A 17,924-nucleotide genomic window follows, 5' to 3' on the forward strand; every position below is an offset into this window, starting at 1 on the left:
CGCCGACGGTGCGGGCCAGACGTTCGACGATCCGCCGCCCGACGTGGATGCCGGACGCCGTGGTCTGGCTCGCACTGCCGGCGGTGATCGTCCTCCTCGCCCTGTTCGTCCTGCCGCTGAGCCGACTGGTCGTGGATTCACTGGTCACCGACAGCGGAATGTCGTTGTCGCGGTACACCGACCTGCTGCACGACGGACTCTTCATCCCGGTCATGGAGCGCACGATCAAAATCGCGCTCGTGGTGACCGTCGTGGCCGCCCTGATTGGCTATCCACTGGCCTATGCAGCGACCCGGCTGCCGCGATACCTGGCCGCTGCCGTGCTGGCCAGCGTCTCCCTGCCCTTCTTCACCTCCACCCTGGTGCGGTCGTACGCCTGGCGGGCGCTGATGGCGGACAACGGTGTCGTCAACAACTGGCTCACGAAACTGGGCATCTTCTCCGAACCGCACCAGCTCGTCTTCAACGACATCGGCATCGTCGTCGGTATGAGCCAGGTGCTTCTACCGATGATGACGCTGCCGCTCTACGCGGCCATGAGTGGCATCGACCGCAAGTTGACCGATGCGGCCCGATCAATGGGGGCCTCGCCCTTTTCAGCCTGGCGCACCGTCTTCCTCCCGCAGTCCGTGAACGGCCTCATGGCCGGGGCCAGCCTGGTGTTCATCTCGTCGCTGGGCTTCTACACCACCCCCGCGCTCCTCGGGGGCCCCGCGGTGCCGATGATCGCCCAACGCATCGACGTGCAGATCAACACCCAGAACCAGTACGGTCCCACCGCAGCCCAGGCCACGATCCTGCTGATCGGGGTCGTGATCCTCATGGTCCTGCTGCGCAGGCCCCTGGGCCTGACCTCTCCGCAGACCCTCGCAGGTGGCACCTCCCGGGCAGTGTCCGGGCGCGTGTCCAACGCCGTCGCAGCCATGACGGATCTGATCGCCAACCGCCTGGCCGGCGGCCTCCTCGGACGGGCCGGCCGCCTGGTCGGCGAAGGCATCTCGTACGTGCGCCACGTGCTTCTCGCAGTGGTCACCGTCGTCGGCATCGTCATCCTGGTCGGACCCCAGCTCGTCGTGCTGATGCTCGCCTTCAACAGCTCCAACTTCCTCGTCTTCCCGCCCACCGGCTACTCGACGCGCTGGTTCGAGGAGTACTTCACCGACGAGTTCTGGCTTTCCTCGACGTATCTGAGCCTCACGGTGGCGATAGCCGCCGCGGCGCTCGCCACGGTGCTGGGCGTGCTCTGCGCGTTCGCCGTGGCCAGAACCCGGCTCCGCAAGGCCGGCGTCCTGTTCTACCTGCTGTCCATGGCCCCCCTGGTCATGCCGCCGATCATCTACGCGGTGGCACTGTTCTTCCTCTTCGCGCGGGGCGGGCTGCTCGGCACCCCGACCGCTCTCGTCCTGGCGTACACCATCCTCGGACTCCCGTACGTCATGATCACCTCGCAGGCGGTCATCAGGAACATCGACCCGCTCTACGAACACGCCGCCGCCAGCCTCGGCGCCAACGCGGCACGCCGCGCCCGGGACATCCTGCTGCCCCTCATCCTCCCGGCGGCCATCTCCTCGCTGCTGTTCGCGTTCGTGATGGCCTTCGACGACCTGGTCCTCGGCGTGTTCCTGGGCAGCGCCCAGACGGTCACGCTGCAGGTTCGCATGTACCAGAACATCCAGTTCGAGGTCAGCCCGAAGGTCGCCGCGGTCGGCGTTCTCATGACGTTCGCGATGCTGTTCGTCGGATTCCTGGTGATGGTCACCTCGCGGATCCGGGGCGCCCGCGGCAAGCGCAGCTGACACCACACCTCACCCCGAATGCCGGAAGGCTCATCCGTGTCCGACTACATACTCTTCGCTGGCGGCACCGTCGTTGACGGGACGGGAGCCAAGTCGTCTCCGGGTGACGTCCTGGTCAGTGCGGACCGCATCGTGGACATCCGCCCCCACGGACAGATATCCCACGACGGCAAACGCGTCGTCGCGATCGACGGAAAGGTCATCGCCCCGGGCTTCGTCGACGTCCACTCCCACAGCGACAACGCACCGCTGTACGCGCCGGGTGATCTGCCGAAGATCCGGCAGGGAGTCACCACCGAGATCGTCGGCAACTGTGGTTTCTCCCTGGCCCCGTCGGACGGGCCACCGGAGGTGACGGCGTTCCTGGCCCAGTGCTTCCCGCGCGGCGGCCCCGTCTTCCGGAGCTTCGCCGACTATGTCGACGCGGCGGACCAGGGTGGGTACCTCACCAACCTGGCGGCCCTGGTGGGAGAGGGCAACCTCCGTTTACTCGCGCACGGTCCCGCCAGTGGGAGCACGTCGCCCGACGGACTGGCCACGATGATCCGCCACATCCGGGAGGCGTGCGACGCCGGAGCGTTCGGCCTGTCGACCGGCCTCGCCTACGTGCCCGGCATGTTCGGAACGGCCGAGCAGATCAGCCAACTCGTGGCGGCGATGCCGGCCGGACGGGTGTACGCCACGCACATGCGTAACGAAGGCAGCCGCATCACGGACGGCATCGCCGAAGCTGTGCGCGTCTCCCGCGATTCCGGCCACCCCGTGCAGATCTCCCACCTGAAGATCGCCGATCGGAGCAACTGGGGCGCGGCGGGAGAAATCCTCGCCCACCTCGACAACGAACGGCGCGCCGGCACCCGGATCGGCCAGGACGCCTACCCGTACACGACGTCGTCCATGATGCTCTCGTCGTGCCTGCCGCCGTGGGTGCTGGACGGCGGCGTCGACGCGATGCTGGAGCGGCTGAGAGACCGGCAGACGCGGCAGCGTATCGCCAGCGAGGTCCTCGACCCGACCAGCAATCCGCACAACGCGGGATGGGACTCGTACATCGCCACAGCCGGCTACACGGGCATCCGGGTCGCGTCCACCGCCACCGGCCGGTACGACCACAGCACCATCACCCAACTCGCCCAGCGGCTCGACCTCGAGCCGTTCGACGCCCTGGCCAGGGTCGTCGTCGAGGAGGGCAACGTCGCCAACATGATCGCCTCGCTCATCGACGACCGCGACCTCGAAGCGATCCTGCGCCACGACCAGACGATGATCGGCACAGACGGGGCACCTCCCGGATTCGGCAAGGCTCCCCACCCACGGGTCGCCGGCACCTTCGTCAAGGTCCTCGGCGAGTTCGTCCGGGAGAAGCGGGTGCTCACCCTCGAGGAAGCCGTACGGCGGATGAGCGCCCTGCCCGCTGAGTTCTTCGGGCTGCCCGACCGTGGCACCATCGCTGCCGGCAAGGTCGCCGACCTGGTCGTCTTCGATCCGGAGACGGTCCGCGACAACGCCAACTACGACGAGCCACTTCGACCGCCCACCGGTATCGAATTCGTCTACGTCGGCGGCCGGAGCGTCATCGAGGGACCGACGTGGACCGGCATCCGCAGCGGAAGCCGCCTGGAGCCCGTTCGCTGAGACTCATATCTATCGCTTGGCGGCTTATCTCTACAACGGCCTGCAGCGCGCATCGCGGTGACCATCTTCAGCTGTCCACTCCTCCACCGCTGAGGCGGCCTTCTGGTGGAAACCCAGCACAGTCTCGACGAGGAACAGGGGCTCTTTCGCAGCGTGGGCGGCGGCAGGGCGGAGTGTGCCGACCTTCTTCGCACCACGGCGGGTGAGGCCGTCGCCAGCGGCTTGATGACGGCGCCTGCGATGTAGGGCCGGCGAGGCAGCGGGCCGATCCACCACCTTGGTGGGCGGGGCTGCTGGGCGTGGGCGGTCATACCGGGCGGTGCTCGGAGCGGAGGTTGGCCGCAGGCTGTCAACTGCGGGGCGTTGGTCAGGCGACGGCTCGTTGTCGGGCTCACGCCCGAGGCGCTCCGCCCGACAGGGCCCGCAGTTGTGCGCCGGCGATCCGCGGTGCTGGGGACATTGCCGAGCCCGGACTTTGGCCGGTGAGAGGATGTCGCTTCGCGGGCGCGCGCGGTTTTGGTTATGGATGGTTAAGGACGGTTCGTCGGACGTGTGCGTCCGGTCGTTCGGACGTGTACGTCCGGCCGTCTGGACGTGTGCGTCCGGCCGGTGGATAACCGGGGGGACGTGGACGTCCTCCCGGTTATCCACAGGTCCGTGCCGGTTATCCACAGGTTCGTGGACGTTGGTGGGGTGGCCGGGTTGCGGTTCGGCGTACGGGTCGAGGCTTGCGGGAAGCGGGCGGCGGCGGTGCGTCGCGAGGTCCCAGACGACGGGCCGGCGGTCAGCGGGCAGGAACGCCGTGTGGCGTTGGTCGCCGCGGCGGATGAGGCCGAGGCGTTCCAGCTCGTCCAGGTCGCGGCGCACGGATCGCACGGTCTTGCGGGCGTAGTGGGCGAGGCGTTCCTGGGAGGGGAAGGCGGCGCGCCCGGCGGCGTCGGCGTGGTTGGCCAGGCCGATGAGCACGGCGAGGCACTGTGGTGGGACGTCGGGGGCGTGGCTGAGCGCCCACGAGACAGCTTCAATACTCATGGCGGGGCGGAATCTCCGATGTTTGTCGATGGTCACACCATCCGCCGATGGCAGGCGGTGGCAGGGCGGACACGATCGACGCTCAACCCGCTCAAAAGGTCAAGTCATCGGCGCCGGGAGGACGCGGCAGCCGCTTGGACGTTCCCGTCCTCCGAGCGCACCACCGCGCCCCAAGTCCGCGAGGGTCTGCTCCTCCGGCCGGCCCACCTGGGCCTGCCGGAGGAGCAGCGATCAGCGGCGCGCTGGGTAGTGGTAGTCGCTGTCGGTAATTGATTCACTGCCGGGGCCCGGGGGCGTAGCGCGGAATGCGTGGATGAACTGCTCGGTTCTGGGCGAGCAATCCGCACCGATGGCGGGTGCTGAGGGGCCTCGCCGGCCTGGTCGACCGGCTGGGAGCGGTGGGTCTGCGCCGAGTGTGGCGGTATTCAGCCATGGCAGACATCCGCCTCACTCAGTCCGTTGATCCTGCCCGGACCCAACTGCGAGATTGGCCGGGCGGCTCAGGTGTTCTCGTGTCTGCGGGCTTGGCCGCACGGTGATGTTTCACCCCTTGGTTAGGAGCACGATGAAACGACGAACAGGTGTGATTGCCGCGGCGTCGGCCGTGTTGACCGCCGCGGCGCTGATTGCGCCTGCGGCCGCGGCCGCCGCCCCGACCAGCCCGACTGGCTCCGAGAGTGCTGGCGCGAGCAAGGTCGATCCCGACGGGCCACAGGGTCCGGGTCGGTCGCCCGTTGCTGGGCTCGACGACCGGGCCGGGCGCGACAACCCGGATTCGATCTACAGGGCGGGGAAGACTGACGGGTTCCAGCCGCTGACCGACGATTCGCTGTCGGATTCTGCGGCCGAGAAGCTGGGCAACGCCGACACCAGGCTGCTGCAGCAGGCGCAGGCGTCGAAGAAGAAGTCTGTCACGGTGTTGATGCTGGCCCGGAAGGGCGCGACCGAGGACGTCGTCGCCGCGGTGAAGAAGGCCGGCGGGACCGTCGGGTCGGTGACCGGAAAGGTCGGCTACGTCCGGGCGACCGTCCCGACCGACCGCGTGACCAGCTTGGCCGGCCTTCGGTCGGTCGCGGCGATCGACCTGGACCGGACGTACAAGATCCCGAGCCCGGATCTGGGCGCCGCGGGTGCGAGGACGGCGGCAACGAAGGCCGCGGGGCCGACCGCGCCCGGCGCGAACACGCCCGCCGACAACCCGTACCTGCCGATCAACGAGACCGGCGCCGAGGCCTTCGTCAAGGACAACCCGGCCTGGGACGGACGCGGCACGGTCGTCGGCGTGCTGGACACCGGCGTCGACGTCGAGCATCCCGCGCTACAGACGACCAGCGACGGCAAGCCCAAGATTGTCGATTGGGTAACCGCGACCGATCCGGTCACCGACCGCGACGGCAGCTGGGTGCGGATGTCCACCACCAAGACGGGTCCGAAGTTCAGCTACCTGGGCAAGACCTGGACGATCCCGGAGGGCACGTTCCAATTCGGCGTGTTCTACGAGGGTGCGACGGCCGGGAGCGACTTCGAGGGCGACCTCAACCGGGACGGCGACACCCTGGACTACTACGGGGTTCTGTACGACCCGGCCACACACAGGATCTGGGTCGACGGCAACAACAACCAGGACCTCACCGACGAGGCGGCGATGGCCCCGTTCGCGGTCGATCGCCACGTCGGCCACTTCGGGAGTGACGACCCCGCAACACCGCAGAACGAGCGCATCCCGTTCGTCGTCGAGTACCGCGACAACGTCGATCTCTCCCCGCTCGGCGGCAGCAACGTCGGCAAGACCGCGAACTACGTGTCTATCGGGTTGCCGGTCGCCTCGCACGCCACCCATGTGGCGGGGATCATCGCGGGCACGTCGATGTTCGGCGGCCAGATGCACGGCGCCGCACCGGGCGCGCAGATCGTGTCCGCCCGGGCCTGCACGTGGGGCGGTGGCTGCACCCAGGCGGCACTGACCGAGGGCATGATCGACCTGGTCACCAATCGGCATGTCGACGTCGTCAACCTGTCCATCGGTGGGCTTCCCGCGTTGAACGACGGCTCCGACGTGATCGCCGCGCTCTACGACGAGCTGATCGACAGCTACGGCGTGCAGATCATCATCGCCGCCGGCAACGACGGCCTCGGCACCAACACCGTCAGCTCGCCGTCCGTGGCCGGCAAGGCCATCTCGGTCGCCGCGTCCGTCAGCTCCGACACCTGGTGGGCCGACTACGGGTCGAAGGTCGCCACCAAGCAGGGCATCTTCGGCTTCTCCTCCCGCGGCCCCGCTGAGAACGGCGCGCTGGCGCCGCAGGTGTCCGCGCCCGGCGCCGCCATCTCCTCGATCCCGATGTGGCTGTCCGGTGAAGCCGTCCCCGAGGCCGGGTATTCGCTGCCGGCCGGGTACGGCATGGCCAACGGCACCTCCATGGCGGCCCCGCAGGTCGCCGGAGCGGCGGCACTGCTGCTGTCGGCCGCCAAGGCCCGTTCGCTGACGGTCAGCTCGGCGGCGCTGAAGACCGCCCTGACCGGCACCGCCGACCCGATCCCCGACGTCCCGGCCGCCGCGCAGGGCGCCGGCATCATCGACACCGTCGCGGCCTGGAAGCAGCTCAGCGCTGGCATCAACACCAATGAGCTCACTGTGTCGGCTCCCGTTTGTAGTTCGCTGTCCGGCCTGCTCGCAACTCCGAACACCGGCGTCGGCATCTACAACCGTTGCCTGCCAACCGAAGGCGGCCAGGTGACCGGTGGGCAGAAGACCTACAAGGTCAGCGTCACCCGGACCAGCGGTGCCGCCGGAAACGTCGTGCACCGGATCGGTTGGATCGGCAACGACGGCACGTTCAGCGCCCGCGCGGCAATGCCCCTGCAGCTCGGAAAGGCAGCCGATGTCACGGTCACCGCGACCGCGACGACCTCCGGCGTGCATAGCGCGATCCTGACCATTGACGACCCGGCGACGGGCGGCATCGACCAGTTCGTCGCCGTCACCGTGCTGGCGACCAAGCCGCTGGCCAAACCCGACTACGCGGTCACCAGTTCCGGCACGCTCGGCCGAACCGGATCCACCTCGCTGCTGGTGCCCGTCCCCGAGGGCGTCGAAGCACTGCAGCTGACCTTGGGCGGGCTCGCCGACGGCAGCCAGGTCCGCGCGTTGCCCATCGACCCCGACGGCATGCCCGCGGACTCCAACGCCAGTTACCACTGCTACACCAACTACGCCGACCCGGCGAACTGCAACGCCACCGCACGGCCGGTGTACCGACCCAAGCCCGGCATCTGGGAGTTCGTGATCGAGTCTCGCAGGACGTCTCCGGTCGAACAGAACCCGTACACCGCAACGGTTTCGCTGCAGGGCATGTCGTTCGATCCGGGGACCGTCACAGTCGACAAGGTGACGATGAACTCGCCGACGAGTGTCGGCTCGACGGGGACGAACACCTTTGGCCCCGCGATCGCCCACGTCGCAACTGGCGAGATCGGCGATGTCCGCAATTTGTTCTCGACGGTCTCGCAAGGCGAAATCACGGCCAACATGCTCTATGTTCCGCGTCAGACGACCCGGCTCGACGTGACGCTGACGCCCAGAGCCGCTGCCGATCTGGACTTCTATGTGTATTTCAACGGCAGGCCGGTAGGCCAGAGCACCACGACCGGGGACTCGCCCGAGCACATCGTCATCGATGATCCACAACCAGGTACGTACTTCATCGTGGTCGCGGGAGTCACCGTGGCCGGAGACAACGTCACGTTCGACTACCACCAAGAGATGTACTCGAAGGGCCTCGGCACGATCACGCCGAAATCCGACGCGAAGTACACGGTTGCCACGGGCCAGTCGATGCCGGTCGACGGGGCAGTGATCGTCAGCGCTCGACAGTTGACCAAGGATCCCATGGTCGGCCGGGTCCGGGTGGCCAACGAGTACGGCACGATCATCGGGGCGGCAGACGTCACGATCGCCACTGTCGATGTCCCCAAACTCGATCTGGTCGCCTGGGCCCCGCCATTCGTCGGCGCGGCTCTCAATGAAAGCGGCGTAGTCGCGGGAGATCGCCAGTACAACGCCAGGATGACGCCGACCATCTGGACGGCCGCCGACGGGTTCACCAACCTGGATCTCGCCGGGGGCAAGTACGGATCGGCTCTGGACCTGAATGACGGCCAGACCGCCGTCGGTGTCGCGACAGACAGTGCATTGCATTATCTTCCCGCCCAATGGGCCAAGGACGGATCGCTCACCGTGCTCGGCGTCCCGGATTGGCGGCCCTATTCCAGCGGCTACGCGACCGCCGTGAATAACAAGGGGCTGGTCACCGGATTCTCCGAAGCAATCGTCAAGGAGTCTGACGGCAAGAACCACAGCTACAGCGACGGGTTCGTGCGGACGCCGGATGGGACCTTCAGCAAGCTGGCCCACCTGTCCTCGGATCCGACGGGAACCCAGCCGCGCGCCATCAACGATGCCGGAGTGATCGTCGGCGCCTCGCGCACCGATGACCACCTGCCGCACGCGGTCGCCTGGGATGCGACGTCAGGTGCTATTCAGGATCTCGGCACGCTTCCGGGGCAGTACTCGGCCCAGGCGAACGATGTGAACGCCTCCGGGACCATCGTGGGGACCAGCGGTGACGACGCGTTCGTGTGGACCAAGGCCGGCGGAATACGGCGCCTTGCCGACTACGGATACAACGCGACCGGCGAGAAAGTCACCGACGACGGGTGGATCCTCGGAACTGTCGAACTCTTCCCGGACGTCGCGGTGTCGGCGATGTGGGACCCGCAGGGACGGCTCTGGGATCTGTCCGGCATGGTGCCACTCTCTGCCGGTGACCGATTCACCCCGACCTACAGCTTCGACATCAACGATCACCACCAGCTGATGGTCTACGGCGAGGGCGGCCCGAACGCCGCCTGGTCCAGCTCGGTGATGCTGAGCATCCCGGCAGGTCTGCGCAACTAGACCCCGGCGCCACCTCGTCCCGTCGAGCCACCGCAGTCGGTGGCTCGACGGGACGAAGGCGTTCAAAGCCAGCCCCGGTCCCGCGCGTGCCAGCCAAGCAACACCCGGGAATCGGCGCCGGCCAGATCCATCAGCCGGCGGACCCTACGCTGCATAGTCCGCAGGCCGATCCCCAGCCGGGCAGCGACCGCGGCATCGGTGTACCCAGCCAGCAACAGCATCAGGACCTCCCGGTCCGCCGGGTCGGCGAGATCCCTAGGCGATGCCAAGTTCGGATCGACCCTACGGTCGAGGGCCTCCCGCAGTTGCATGGCCGACCGCCACAGACTCTCGAAGCTGAACACCAGACAATCCAGCAGCCCCCCGGCGCGCACCACCGCGACCTCCGAGTGCGCATGCCCACCCTCGTCGAGCTGCACGATCGCAATCGAATCGTCGACAATCAGCAGCTTCGCCGGTAACGACTGCACCATGCGGATCTCCTGTCCCCGATCCAGGGAGGCGAACAGGTCCTTCTCCGCGGCGGGCTCATCCAGCACGGTCCGCTCGATGATGACCCGCTCCCGCAGGCCACGGCCGGCGACCTCGCGTTCGGTGTCAGTTTCGGAGATCCCGAAAACCGCGAACGGTGGTTTCGCGAACATCCGCATCTGCTCCTTGGCGGACAGCAACAGGCCATTGAGCCAGCTGCCGATCTCGCTGCGACCCCGAACGATCTCAATGCCGTTCGACAGCCGCGCCTCGCGCGCCCTGCGGTACTCCTCCGCGAGCTCGTCGAGTGCCGTTCGGGCGGCCCTGACCTGCTGCTCGCGCTGCGCGACCATCCCCTCGAGCGCCAGCGACGGCGGCACCGCCGAGATTTCTCCGCCGTCGGCCAGGTCGACCAGGCCCACCTGCCGCAACGCACCGATCGCCGTTTCGATGTCCTCGACCGAGATCCTCAGCAGGCCGGCGAGATCCGGCCCGAGCGCCGGTCCGCCGGAGACCAACGCCCGATAGACCCGCTCGGCCGTCGCGTCGACATCGACCCCGATGAGTGAGCTCAGCGGGGAGGGGCGACTGGGGTCGGCCATGGCGCGAACTATACGTCCGTTACCGAACCGCTCCGTCTCCCAGGACCATTCGCTGTGTTCCCATCCCGCGGCGTCGAGCACAAACCGGAGGATCGCGGAGTCACCACATGGTGGCGCGGTGGGCGACGAGGACGCCGCGTCCGGGTGGTGCGATGAGGAGGATGTCCCTGTCCTCCTCATCGCACCGCCCATTGCCTGAGATGCCACGGACAAGGGCCACTGCGTACATGGTTGTCCCGAATGCCGGAATCAGCGCCGTGGGCTGCCAAGATCCGGGGTCGTGGCGTCCCGGGGGTCCGGTCATTGGCGTTTCCACCAGGCGATTTCGGGGGCTGGCGCCTCTGAAATTTTAGTGTAATGTCAGCCGTCACCCGGGGTGGCCCTGATCCAGGTACGCCTCGTAGCGCGTCACCAATCGCGCCTTCCGGGCGGGCTGGCCCAGCCGGCACCGCGGTTTCCGTCGATGCGAAGGACAACAGTGTGGATGCCGTCACGAGTGCGCCGTCTCCGGTCAACGAGCCGACCCTGAGCTATGCCCCCGGTAGCCCCGAACGGGACGCGCTGGAGCGGGAGTTGGAGCGGCAGGAGAGCCGAGTGGTGGACCTGACCGCCACGATCGGCGGCCGCAAGCGAATGGGCGGGGGAGCGGAGGTCGCGGTGGTGCAGCCGCACGACCATCGTCACGTGCTCGGGGTGCTGCACAACTCCACGCGCGACGACGCCGAGGCCGCGATCATGGCGGCGCGGGAAGCGGCGCCCGGCTGGCGGGAGCTGTCTCTCGATGATCGTGCGGCAATCCTGCTCAAGGCGGCTGACCTGCTGGCCGGGCCATGGCGTCAACGCCTCAACGCCGCCACGATGTTGGGCCAGTCGAAGACCGCCGTCCAGGCTGAGATCGACTCCGCGTGCGAGCTGGTCGACTTCTGGCGGTTCAACGTCCACTACGCCAAGCAGATCGTGGCCGAGCAGCCGGTGGCGAACGCCCGTGGGGTGTGGAACCGCACCGACCACCGCCCCCTGGAAGGGTTCGTCTACGCGATCACCCCGTTCAACTTCACCGCGATCGCGGGTAACCTGCCGACCGCCCCGGCGTTGATGGGCAACACGGTGATCTGGAAACCGGCTCCAACCCAGCAGTACGCCGCCCACCTGATCATGGAGCTGCTGGAAGAGGCCGGGCTGCCACCCGGGGTGATCAACATGCTGCCCGGCGACGGAGTCGATGTCTCTGCGTCGGCACTCACCAGTCCCGACCTGGCCGGCATCCACTTCACCGGCTCCACCGCGACGTTCCAACACCTGTGGTCGACGGTGGGAGCGAATCTCAGGAACTACCGTTCCTACCCACGGATCGTCGGCGAGACCGGCGGGAAGGGGTTCGTCGTCGCACACGGCTCGGCCGACCCCGACGTGCTGCGGGTGGCACTGCTGCGGGGGGCGTTCGAGTACCAAGGGCAGAAGTGCTCCGCCGCCTCCCGCGCCTACGTGGCCCGGTCGGTCTGGGACAAGGTGCGAGAGGAGTTCCTCGCCGACGTGGAAGCGATCACGATGGGCGACGTCACCGACTTCTCCCATTTCATGGGCGCGGTGATCGACGCTCGGGCATTCGCCCGGCACCGGGACGCGATCAACCGGGCCACCCGGACGAACCACCTGACGGTGCTCGCTGGCGGTCAGGTCGACGACTCGGTCGGCTATTTCGTTCGTCCGACCGTTGTGGAGAGCAGCGATCCGACCGACGAGATGTTCCGCACCGAGTACTTCGGACCGATCCTCGCCGTGCACGTCTTCGACGACGGGAACTTCGAGAACGCTGTCGGCCAGTTGGAGTCCTTCGCGCCGTACGGCCTGACCGGAGCGGTCGTCGCCCGTGACCGTACGGCGATCGCGTGGGCGAGCCAGCGGCTGCGGTTCGCTGCGGGAAACTTCTACGTCAACGACAAACCGACCGGTGCGGTCGTCGGGCAGCAGCCGTTCGGCGGGTCCCGCGCCTCCGGCACCAACGACAAGGCGGGCGCCGCGTCCAACCTCACCCGCTGGGTCTCGCCCCGGTCGATCAAGGAAACCTTCGACCCGCCCCGCGATCACCGCTACCCCCACATGCGGCCCCGCTGATCCTGGGCCCGCCACGACCGCCTGCGACCAGCCAAAATTCCACCCTCGGCCCTCTGTACGAGCCTGCTCCCCGGGTGTAGCCTCACTCACACTTTACTAACATTTCACTGACATATTCATCGCTTCTGATTGAGCCAACGACCATCGACACGGAGGTGTCAGATGACCAGGTCCCTCCGATCCCTCGGCGTCGCCGCAGCCATCACCGGGATGCTCGCCCTCGCCGCATGTGGCACGGACACCTCGTCCGCCAACGCGGGGGCATCCCCATTCGGCGACTGCGAGGTGACGAAGAACCCCACTGTCCACGCGATGAAGACCATGACCGAGGGAACTCTCACCGTCGCCGCCTCCCTGCCCTACCCGGCGGGCTACCGGGGCAACACCCTCGAGTCGGTGGACGGGGGCTACATGTACTGCCTCGACGCCGAGATCGCCAACCGCGCCGGACTGCGCAAGATCAAGCTCGTGAACGCCTCCTTCGAGGCCCTCGTCACCGCCAAGACCTCGAACTTCGACTTCGCGGTCTGGGACATCTACGACACCCCTGAGCGGCGCAAGGCAGTTGACTTCTCCACGCCCTACAACACCTACCGCACCGGCGTCCTCGTCAAGACCGGCTCGAACCTGACCAAGGAGAGCATCAAGACCGCCACCGTCGGCGTGCTGGCCGGTTCTGTCCAGCTCAAGTACGTCAACGAGACCCTCAAGCCCAAGGAGGTGCGGGTCTTCTCCTCGAACGACGACCTCTTCAACGCAGTCCTGGCCGGGCAGATCGACGCCGCACTCAACGACACCGCCACCGTCATGCCCCGGGCGGCCAGCTCCGGCGGGAAGCTCGAAGTCATCGGACAGTACCCGGCCGGCGGCGACGTCGCGGCGCTGTTCCCCAAGGGCTCGCAGAACGTCACCGTGGTCAACGAGATCCTCGCCGACATGGAGAAGGACGGCACCCTCGCCGCCATCATGAACAAGTGGCTGAACCCGATCCTCGGCGGCGACCCTAACAAGCTGGCCGACTGGAGTGCCTGACCATGAAAGTCCAGGCACCCGAAGGACGTGAGGCCCCGCCGGCACCGTCCGACATCAGCTTCGCCCCGGCCCGGCCACTGCCGACGACCGCCTACCTCACCGCAGCAGCCATCCTCGCCCTACTGGCCGCGACGCTCTGCTACCAGCTCACCGCCCTCCTCGTCACCGGATCCGCCACCCGGCTCCTGCTCGGTGCCGTGCTTCCGATCGCCGCGCTCGGCTGGCCACTGTCGCTGGCCTACCGACGTACCCGCCAGTCCCAGCAGGACTGGGCCGCCCGCCGGTACGTCGAGGCCCGCACGGCGGCAGCCAACTCCCGCAACGCCGCCATCACCTCGCTCGGACTCAGCGGCTGCGTGGCCATCGTGGCCGTACTCGCCCTGATGGTCTTCACCAACGACGGGGCGGTGCAGAAGACCTTCTTCAACGGCGAGTACATGACGCGGAGCTTCTTCGACATCCTGCGCGCACTCTGGATCAACGTGCAGATCGCGCTCGGCGCCCAGGTCCTCGCCATGGTCTTCGGGCTCGTGCTCGCCATCGGCAGGCAGCTCCCCGGCCGGGGCTTCCGCCCGGTCAGGGCCCTGTCCATCGCCTACATCGACGTGTTCCGCGGCATTCCGTCCGTCGTCCTGATCTACCTCGTCTGCTACGGGCTCCCGCTCACCGAGGTGCCGTTCCTCAGCGGCGGCTCCCTGATCGTCTACGCGATCGTGGCGCTGGCCATGACATACAGCGCCTACAACGCGGAGCTGTACCGGGCCGGGATCGAGTCGATCAACCCGGGCCAGAGCTCAGCCGCCCTGTCCATGGGCCTCACCCAAACAGACGTCATGCGATTCGTCATCCTGCCGCAGATGGCCCGCAACATCGCCGCACCGATGCTCAGCACCTTCATCGGCCTGCAGAAGGACACCGCGCTGGTGATCGTCGTCGGCATCATCGACGCGTTCAGCCAGGCCAAGATCTACTCGGCGAACGACTTCAACCTCTCCGCGGTGACCGCCGTCTGCATCGTCTTCGTCCTCATCACCATCCCGCAGACCCGGTTCGTCGACTACCTGCTCGCCCGCAACGGCGCCAGGAAGACAGGGGTGTGAGCCATGTCGAGAGTGTTCATCGAGTTCGACACGGTGACCAAGCGGTACGGCGACCTCACCGTGCTCGACAAGGTCGACCTCACCGTCGACCGACACGAAGTGGTGACCCTGATCGGCGCCTCCGGCTCCGGAAAGTCGACACTGCTGCGCTGCGTCAACGGACTGGAGAACATCCAGGGCGGGCAGATCCTCCTCAACGGCGACGTCGTATCCGGCGAGGGCGTCGACCTCGTCGCCCTTCGCCGCCGCGTCGGGATCGTCTTCCAGAGCTACAACCTGTTCCCGCACATGACCGTGCTGCGCAACTGCACCCTCACCCCGGTCCGCGCCGGCGTGGCGACCAGGGCCGAGGCCGAAAGCAACGCCCGGGCCATGCTCGAACGCGTCGGCCTCAAGGACAAGGCCGACGCCTACCCCGACCAACTCTCCGGCGGGCAGCAGCAACGCGTCGCCATCGCCCGGGCAATGCTCATGCGTCCGCAGGCCCTGCTGCTGGACGAGATCACCTCGGCCCTCGATCCCGAGCTCGTGATCGAGGTCCTGAACCTGGTCCGGGAACTCGCCTCCGACGGCATCACCATGATGATGACGACCCACGAGATGCCCTTCGCCCGCGAGATCTCGTCGAAGGTCTGCTTCCTGCACCAGGGCACGATCCTCGAGCAAGGCCCGCCCGAGCAGATCTTCGACTCACCCTCCACTCCCGAGCTCCGGTCGTTCCTCCGGAAGATCCACGAAGCCGGCCGGGACTAGCGCCACCCCTCCCTGAGAACGGATCAAGGACATCACCTGATGAGCAAGACGTACGACACCAAGCAGTTCTTCACCTACCTCGGGTACCCGAGCGGCGACCAGCCCTACTGGTGCAAGGATCTGCGCAGCCTCTCCGTCTACTGCCGGGGCGACCGGGCGAACCTCGAGGCCCTTCTCGAGCCCACTCCGTTCGAACTCGCTGACGACCGATTCGTCGTGCAGATCGCGGACTTCGGCAACGCCACCCCCGGGGCCTTCTACGATTCGGGTGTCGTCATCCCGGTCCGCTACCGCAACCACCGCGGGGTGAACTACTTCTTCGAGTACGAGGACCAGCCCTGGAGCGTCGCCTTCGGTCGGGAGGTCTGGGGCTACCCCAAGCAGTACGCCGACATCACCCTGACCGACACCGCCGAATCCGTCTCCGGCACCGTCCACCGCTCCGGCAAGCTGATCTTCGGCATCTCGATGACACCCCAGCAGGGGTGCGACAACGCCGCCTGGGCAGACATGTCCACGTACCCGCACCTTCAGGTCCACGCCCTGCCCGAGGCCAACGGACCAGGCTTCCGAGTCTTCGAGATCATCTCCCGGGATACATCCAGCGACTTCGTCCTGAATCGGAAGAGCTTCGGCCCCGCGAACGTCGAACTCACCGACACGCTCTCGGTCAACGGCGTCGAACTAAAGGTGGTGGAGGTTCTCGGCGGCGAATTCTCCGTCGGGGACTACGCCTGCACCGTGACGAACGGGATCTCGACGGTGATCGACGACCTCCTCGGCAACCCGCCCGGTGTCGACGAAGCCGAGCGGCCATAGACCTCCGGTAGCTTGCCAGAAAACGGGGCCGCTCCGCACACGCGGCGGAGAATGTGGGGGAGGAGCAACATGTTGTCGGAGTATGTCGGAAAGGGCGCGCTCGTCGGCGTCGACCAGACGGGTAACGCCCTGCTGAGCGAATCGGCCTACGCCCAACTGTGCTCCCGACTCGTCCGCGCCGAGATCATGCCCGGAGACAAACTCGTCGAGAGTGCACTGCGGGCAGATCTCGGCCTCGGCCTCTCCCCGGTACGGGAGGCGATCCGCCGGCTGGAGTTCGAAAAGCTGGTCGTCATCTACCCGCGCAGCGGCACCTACGCCACCGAGATCGCCCTCAAGGACTCCCGCTCAGTCATGGAACTGAGACTGGAACTGGAATCCCTCGCCACGACGCTGGCCTGCAGCCGCGGCTCCAAAGCCGAAAAGGAACAACTCGTCGCGCTCGCCGAGGAACAGGCGCAGACCACCGACCTGCAGCGATGCATCGACCTGGACGCCGCGTTCCACGAGAGCATCTACCGGATGAGCCGCAACGAATACCTCGTCGCGACCGCCCGGGTGTACTTCAACCTGGCACTACGGCAGTGGTACTTCTGCTCCAAGGTGGTCACCACCCCCGACTGGACCGGAGTGGACCACCGCTCCATGGCGGCAGCCGTGGCCGCCGAGGACGCCGCCACCGCGACCGAGCAGATGCGTGAGCACGTGCGCCACGACTCCCAGCAGGTCTTCGAAATCCTCACCAACTACGGCCTGTAGCCGCCGCGCCAGCCGTTCACAGGCCGCCAGAAAGGACCTTGCCAGTGACATCGGCCCCCCTGAGCTCTCTATTCACCCTGGACGGCGCACGAGCTCTGGTCACCGGCGCCCACGGCGGTCTCGGCCGCGCGCAGGCCCTAGCACTCGGGCAGGCCGGCGCCGAGATCATCGCGACGGACCTGACCACCGACCGCGCGGAGCAGGCGTGCGCCTACCTCGAACATCAGGGCCTCCAGGCGACTCCGCTGTCGCTGGACGTCACCTCGGTCGACAGCATCGAGGCCGCGTTCGACGACCTTGAGCGGCGGCGCAGCGTCCCGGACGTGGTCGTGAACAATGCCGGCGTATCGCTGCGCAACACCGCGCTGGAGGCGACCACGGATCAGTTCGATTTGACCCTGGCGGTGAACCTACGCGGCACGTACTTCGTGGCCCAGCGTGCCGCTCGGGCCATGCGTCCACGCGGCGGGGGCCGGATCATCAACCTCTCCTCCATCGGAGGCCTCGTCGTCGACGGTGAGAAGTCTTCGGTGTACGACGCGTCGAAGGCGGCCGTTGTGCAGTTGACGAAGAACCTCGCCTACGAGTGGGGCAGGTATGGGATCCGCGTGAACTCCATCGCGCCGGGCTACATGCGAACCGAGATGACCGCCGATCTCCTGCCCACGAAGGCTGTCGAGGATGAGCTGGTGACCAGGCACATACCCCTCGGACGGGTCGGCGAACCGGCGGACCTCGCGGGCGCCGTCGTTTTCCTCGCCTCGGAGGCCTCCGCGTATGTCACGGGCCACACCCTCACCGTGGACGGTGGTTGGGTCGTCGCCATGTAGATGAGCCCTCGGCCGCGCTGAAC

The 17,924-nt window shown here is 67.3% G+C and carries 12 protein-coding genes; 10 read left to right on the forward strand and 2 right to left on the reverse strand.

Annotated elements, in window-relative coordinates; genetic code table 11:
* Positions 1 to 8 precede the first annotated feature (8 nt).
* Both FXF52_RS10235 and FXF52_RS10240 read left to right on the forward strand, forming a co-directional pair.
* Positions 9 to 1,796, forward strand: coding sequence for an ABC transporter permease subunit (locus tag FXF52_RS10235; protein ID WP_187413420.1), 1,788 nt, complete (start codon positions 9 to 11; stop codon positions 1,794 to 1,796).
* Between the two features lie 36 nt (positions 1,797 to 1,832).
* Positions 1,833 to 3,431, forward strand: coding sequence for an amidohydrolase family protein (locus FXF52_RS10240; protein WP_187413421.1), 1,599 nt, complete (start codon positions 1,833 to 1,835; stop codon positions 3,429 to 3,431).
* 30 nt (positions 3,432 to 3,461) lie between these two features.
* Here the strand turns inward: FXF52_RS10240 and FXF52_RS44010 are convergent, their stop codons facing one another.
* The gene (locus tag FXF52_RS44010; RefSeq protein ID WP_370517922.1) at positions 3,462 to 4,463 is read right to left on the reverse strand and encodes a helix-turn-helix domain-containing protein; all 1,002 of its coding nucleotides are present in this window, start codon (positions 4,461 to 4,463) and stop codon (positions 3,462 to 3,464) included.
* A gap of 565 nt (positions 4,464 to 5,028) precedes the next feature.
* Here FXF52_RS44010 and FXF52_RS10250 point away from each other — a divergent pair.
* Complete coding sequence (locus tag FXF52_RS10250) at positions 5,029 to 9,420, forward strand: S8 family serine peptidase (protein ID WP_187413423.1); 4,392 nt, start codon at positions 5,029 to 5,031, stop codon at positions 9,418 to 9,420.
* A gap of 62 nt (positions 9,421 to 9,482) precedes the next feature.
* Here FXF52_RS10250 and FXF52_RS10255 read toward each other — a convergent pair whose 3' ends face one another.
* Positions 9,483 to 10,493 (reverse strand): helix-turn-helix transcriptional regulator, encoded by a 1,011-nt coding sequence (locus tag FXF52_RS10255; RefSeq protein ID WP_148795821.1) that lies wholly within the window; start codon positions 10,491 to 10,493, stop codon positions 9,483 to 9,485.
* Between the two features lie 480 nt (positions 10,494 to 10,973).
* On the opposite strand from FXF52_RS10255, the gene pruA reads away from it, so the two are divergent.
* The 7 genes from pruA (at position 10,974) to FXF52_RS10290 (ending at position 17,901) form a co-directional block, all read left to right on the forward strand.
* Positions 10,974 to 12,608 carry an L-glutamate gamma-semialdehyde dehydrogenase gene (gene pruA / locus FXF52_RS10260; RefSeq protein ID WP_148795823.1) on the forward strand — a complete coding sequence of 545 codons (1,635 nt, stop codon included), beginning with the start codon at positions 10,974 to 10,976 and terminating at the stop codon, positions 12,606 to 12,608.
* 162 nt (positions 12,609 to 12,770) lie between these two features.
* A complete protein-coding gene (locus tag FXF52_RS10265) occupies positions 12,771 to 13,640 on the forward strand; it encodes an ABC transporter substrate-binding protein (protein ID WP_148795825.1) in 870 nt (289 codons plus the stop codon).
* 2 nt (positions 13,641 to 13,642) lie between these two features.
* Complete coding sequence (locus tag FXF52_RS10270; protein WP_148795827.1) at positions 13,643 to 14,740, forward strand: amino acid ABC transporter permease; 1,098 nt, start codon at positions 13,643 to 13,645, stop codon at positions 14,738 to 14,740.
* 3 nt (positions 14,741 to 14,743) lie between these two features.
* Positions 14,744 to 15,493 (forward strand): amino acid ABC transporter ATP-binding protein, encoded by a 750-nt coding sequence (locus tag FXF52_RS10275; RefSeq protein WP_148795829.1) that lies wholly within the window; start codon positions 14,744 to 14,746, stop codon positions 15,491 to 15,493.
* Between the two features lie 39 nt (positions 15,494 to 15,532).
* Entirely contained in the window at positions 15,533 to 16,312 is a 780-nt protein-coding gene (locus FXF52_RS10280; protein WP_148795831.1) for an acetoacetate decarboxylase family protein, read from the forward strand.
* Positions 16,313 to 16,381: 69 nt separating this feature from the next.
* Complete coding sequence (locus FXF52_RS10285) at positions 16,382 to 17,071, forward strand: GntR family transcriptional regulator (protein WP_187413424.1); 690 nt, start codon at positions 16,382 to 16,384, stop codon at positions 17,069 to 17,071.
* Between the two features lie 44 nt (positions 17,072 to 17,115).
* A complete protein-coding gene (locus FXF52_RS10290; protein WP_187413425.1) occupies positions 17,116 to 17,901 on the forward strand; it encodes an SDR family NAD(P)-dependent oxidoreductase in 786 nt (261 codons plus the stop codon).
* Positions 17,902 to 17,924 lie beyond the last annotated feature (23 nt).

Source organism: Micromonospora sp. MP36 (assembly GCF_008119785.1).
GTDB lineage: Bacteria > Actinomycetota > Actinomycetes > Mycobacteriales > Micromonosporaceae > Micromonospora.

Excerpts from the sequence above, each read along its gene's own strand:
- FXF52_RS44010 (WP_370517922.1), bottom strand. The coding sequence starts at position 4,463 with ATGAGTATTGAAGCTGTCTCGTGGGCGCTCAGCCACGCCCCCGACGTC.
- FXF52_RS10250 (WP_187413423.1), top strand. The coding sequence starts at position 5,029 with ATGAAACGACGAACAGGTGTGATTGCCGCGGCGTCGGCCGTGTTGACC.
- FXF52_RS10255 (WP_148795821.1), bottom strand. The coding sequence starts at position 10,493 with ATGGCCGACCCCAGTCGCCCCTCCCCGCTGAGCTCACTCATCGGGGTC.
- FXF52_RS10265 (WP_148795825.1), top strand. The coding sequence starts at position 12,771 with ATGACCAGGTCCCTCCGATCCCTCGGCGTCGCCGCAGCCATCACCGGG.
- FXF52_RS10270 (WP_148795827.1), top strand. The coding sequence starts at position 13,643 with ATGAAAGTCCAGGCACCCGAAGGACGTGAGGCCCCGCCGGCACCGTCC.
- FXF52_RS10275 (WP_148795829.1), top strand. The coding sequence starts at position 14,744 with ATGTCGAGAGTGTTCATCGAGTTCGACACGGTGACCAAGCGGTACGGC.
- FXF52_RS10280 (WP_148795831.1), top strand. The coding sequence starts at position 15,533 with ATGAGCAAGACGTACGACACCAAGCAGTTCTTCACCTACCTCGGGTAC.
- FXF52_RS10285 (WP_187413424.1), top strand. The coding sequence starts at position 16,382 with ATGTTGTCGGAGTATGTCGGAAAGGGCGCGCTCGTCGGCGTCGACCAG.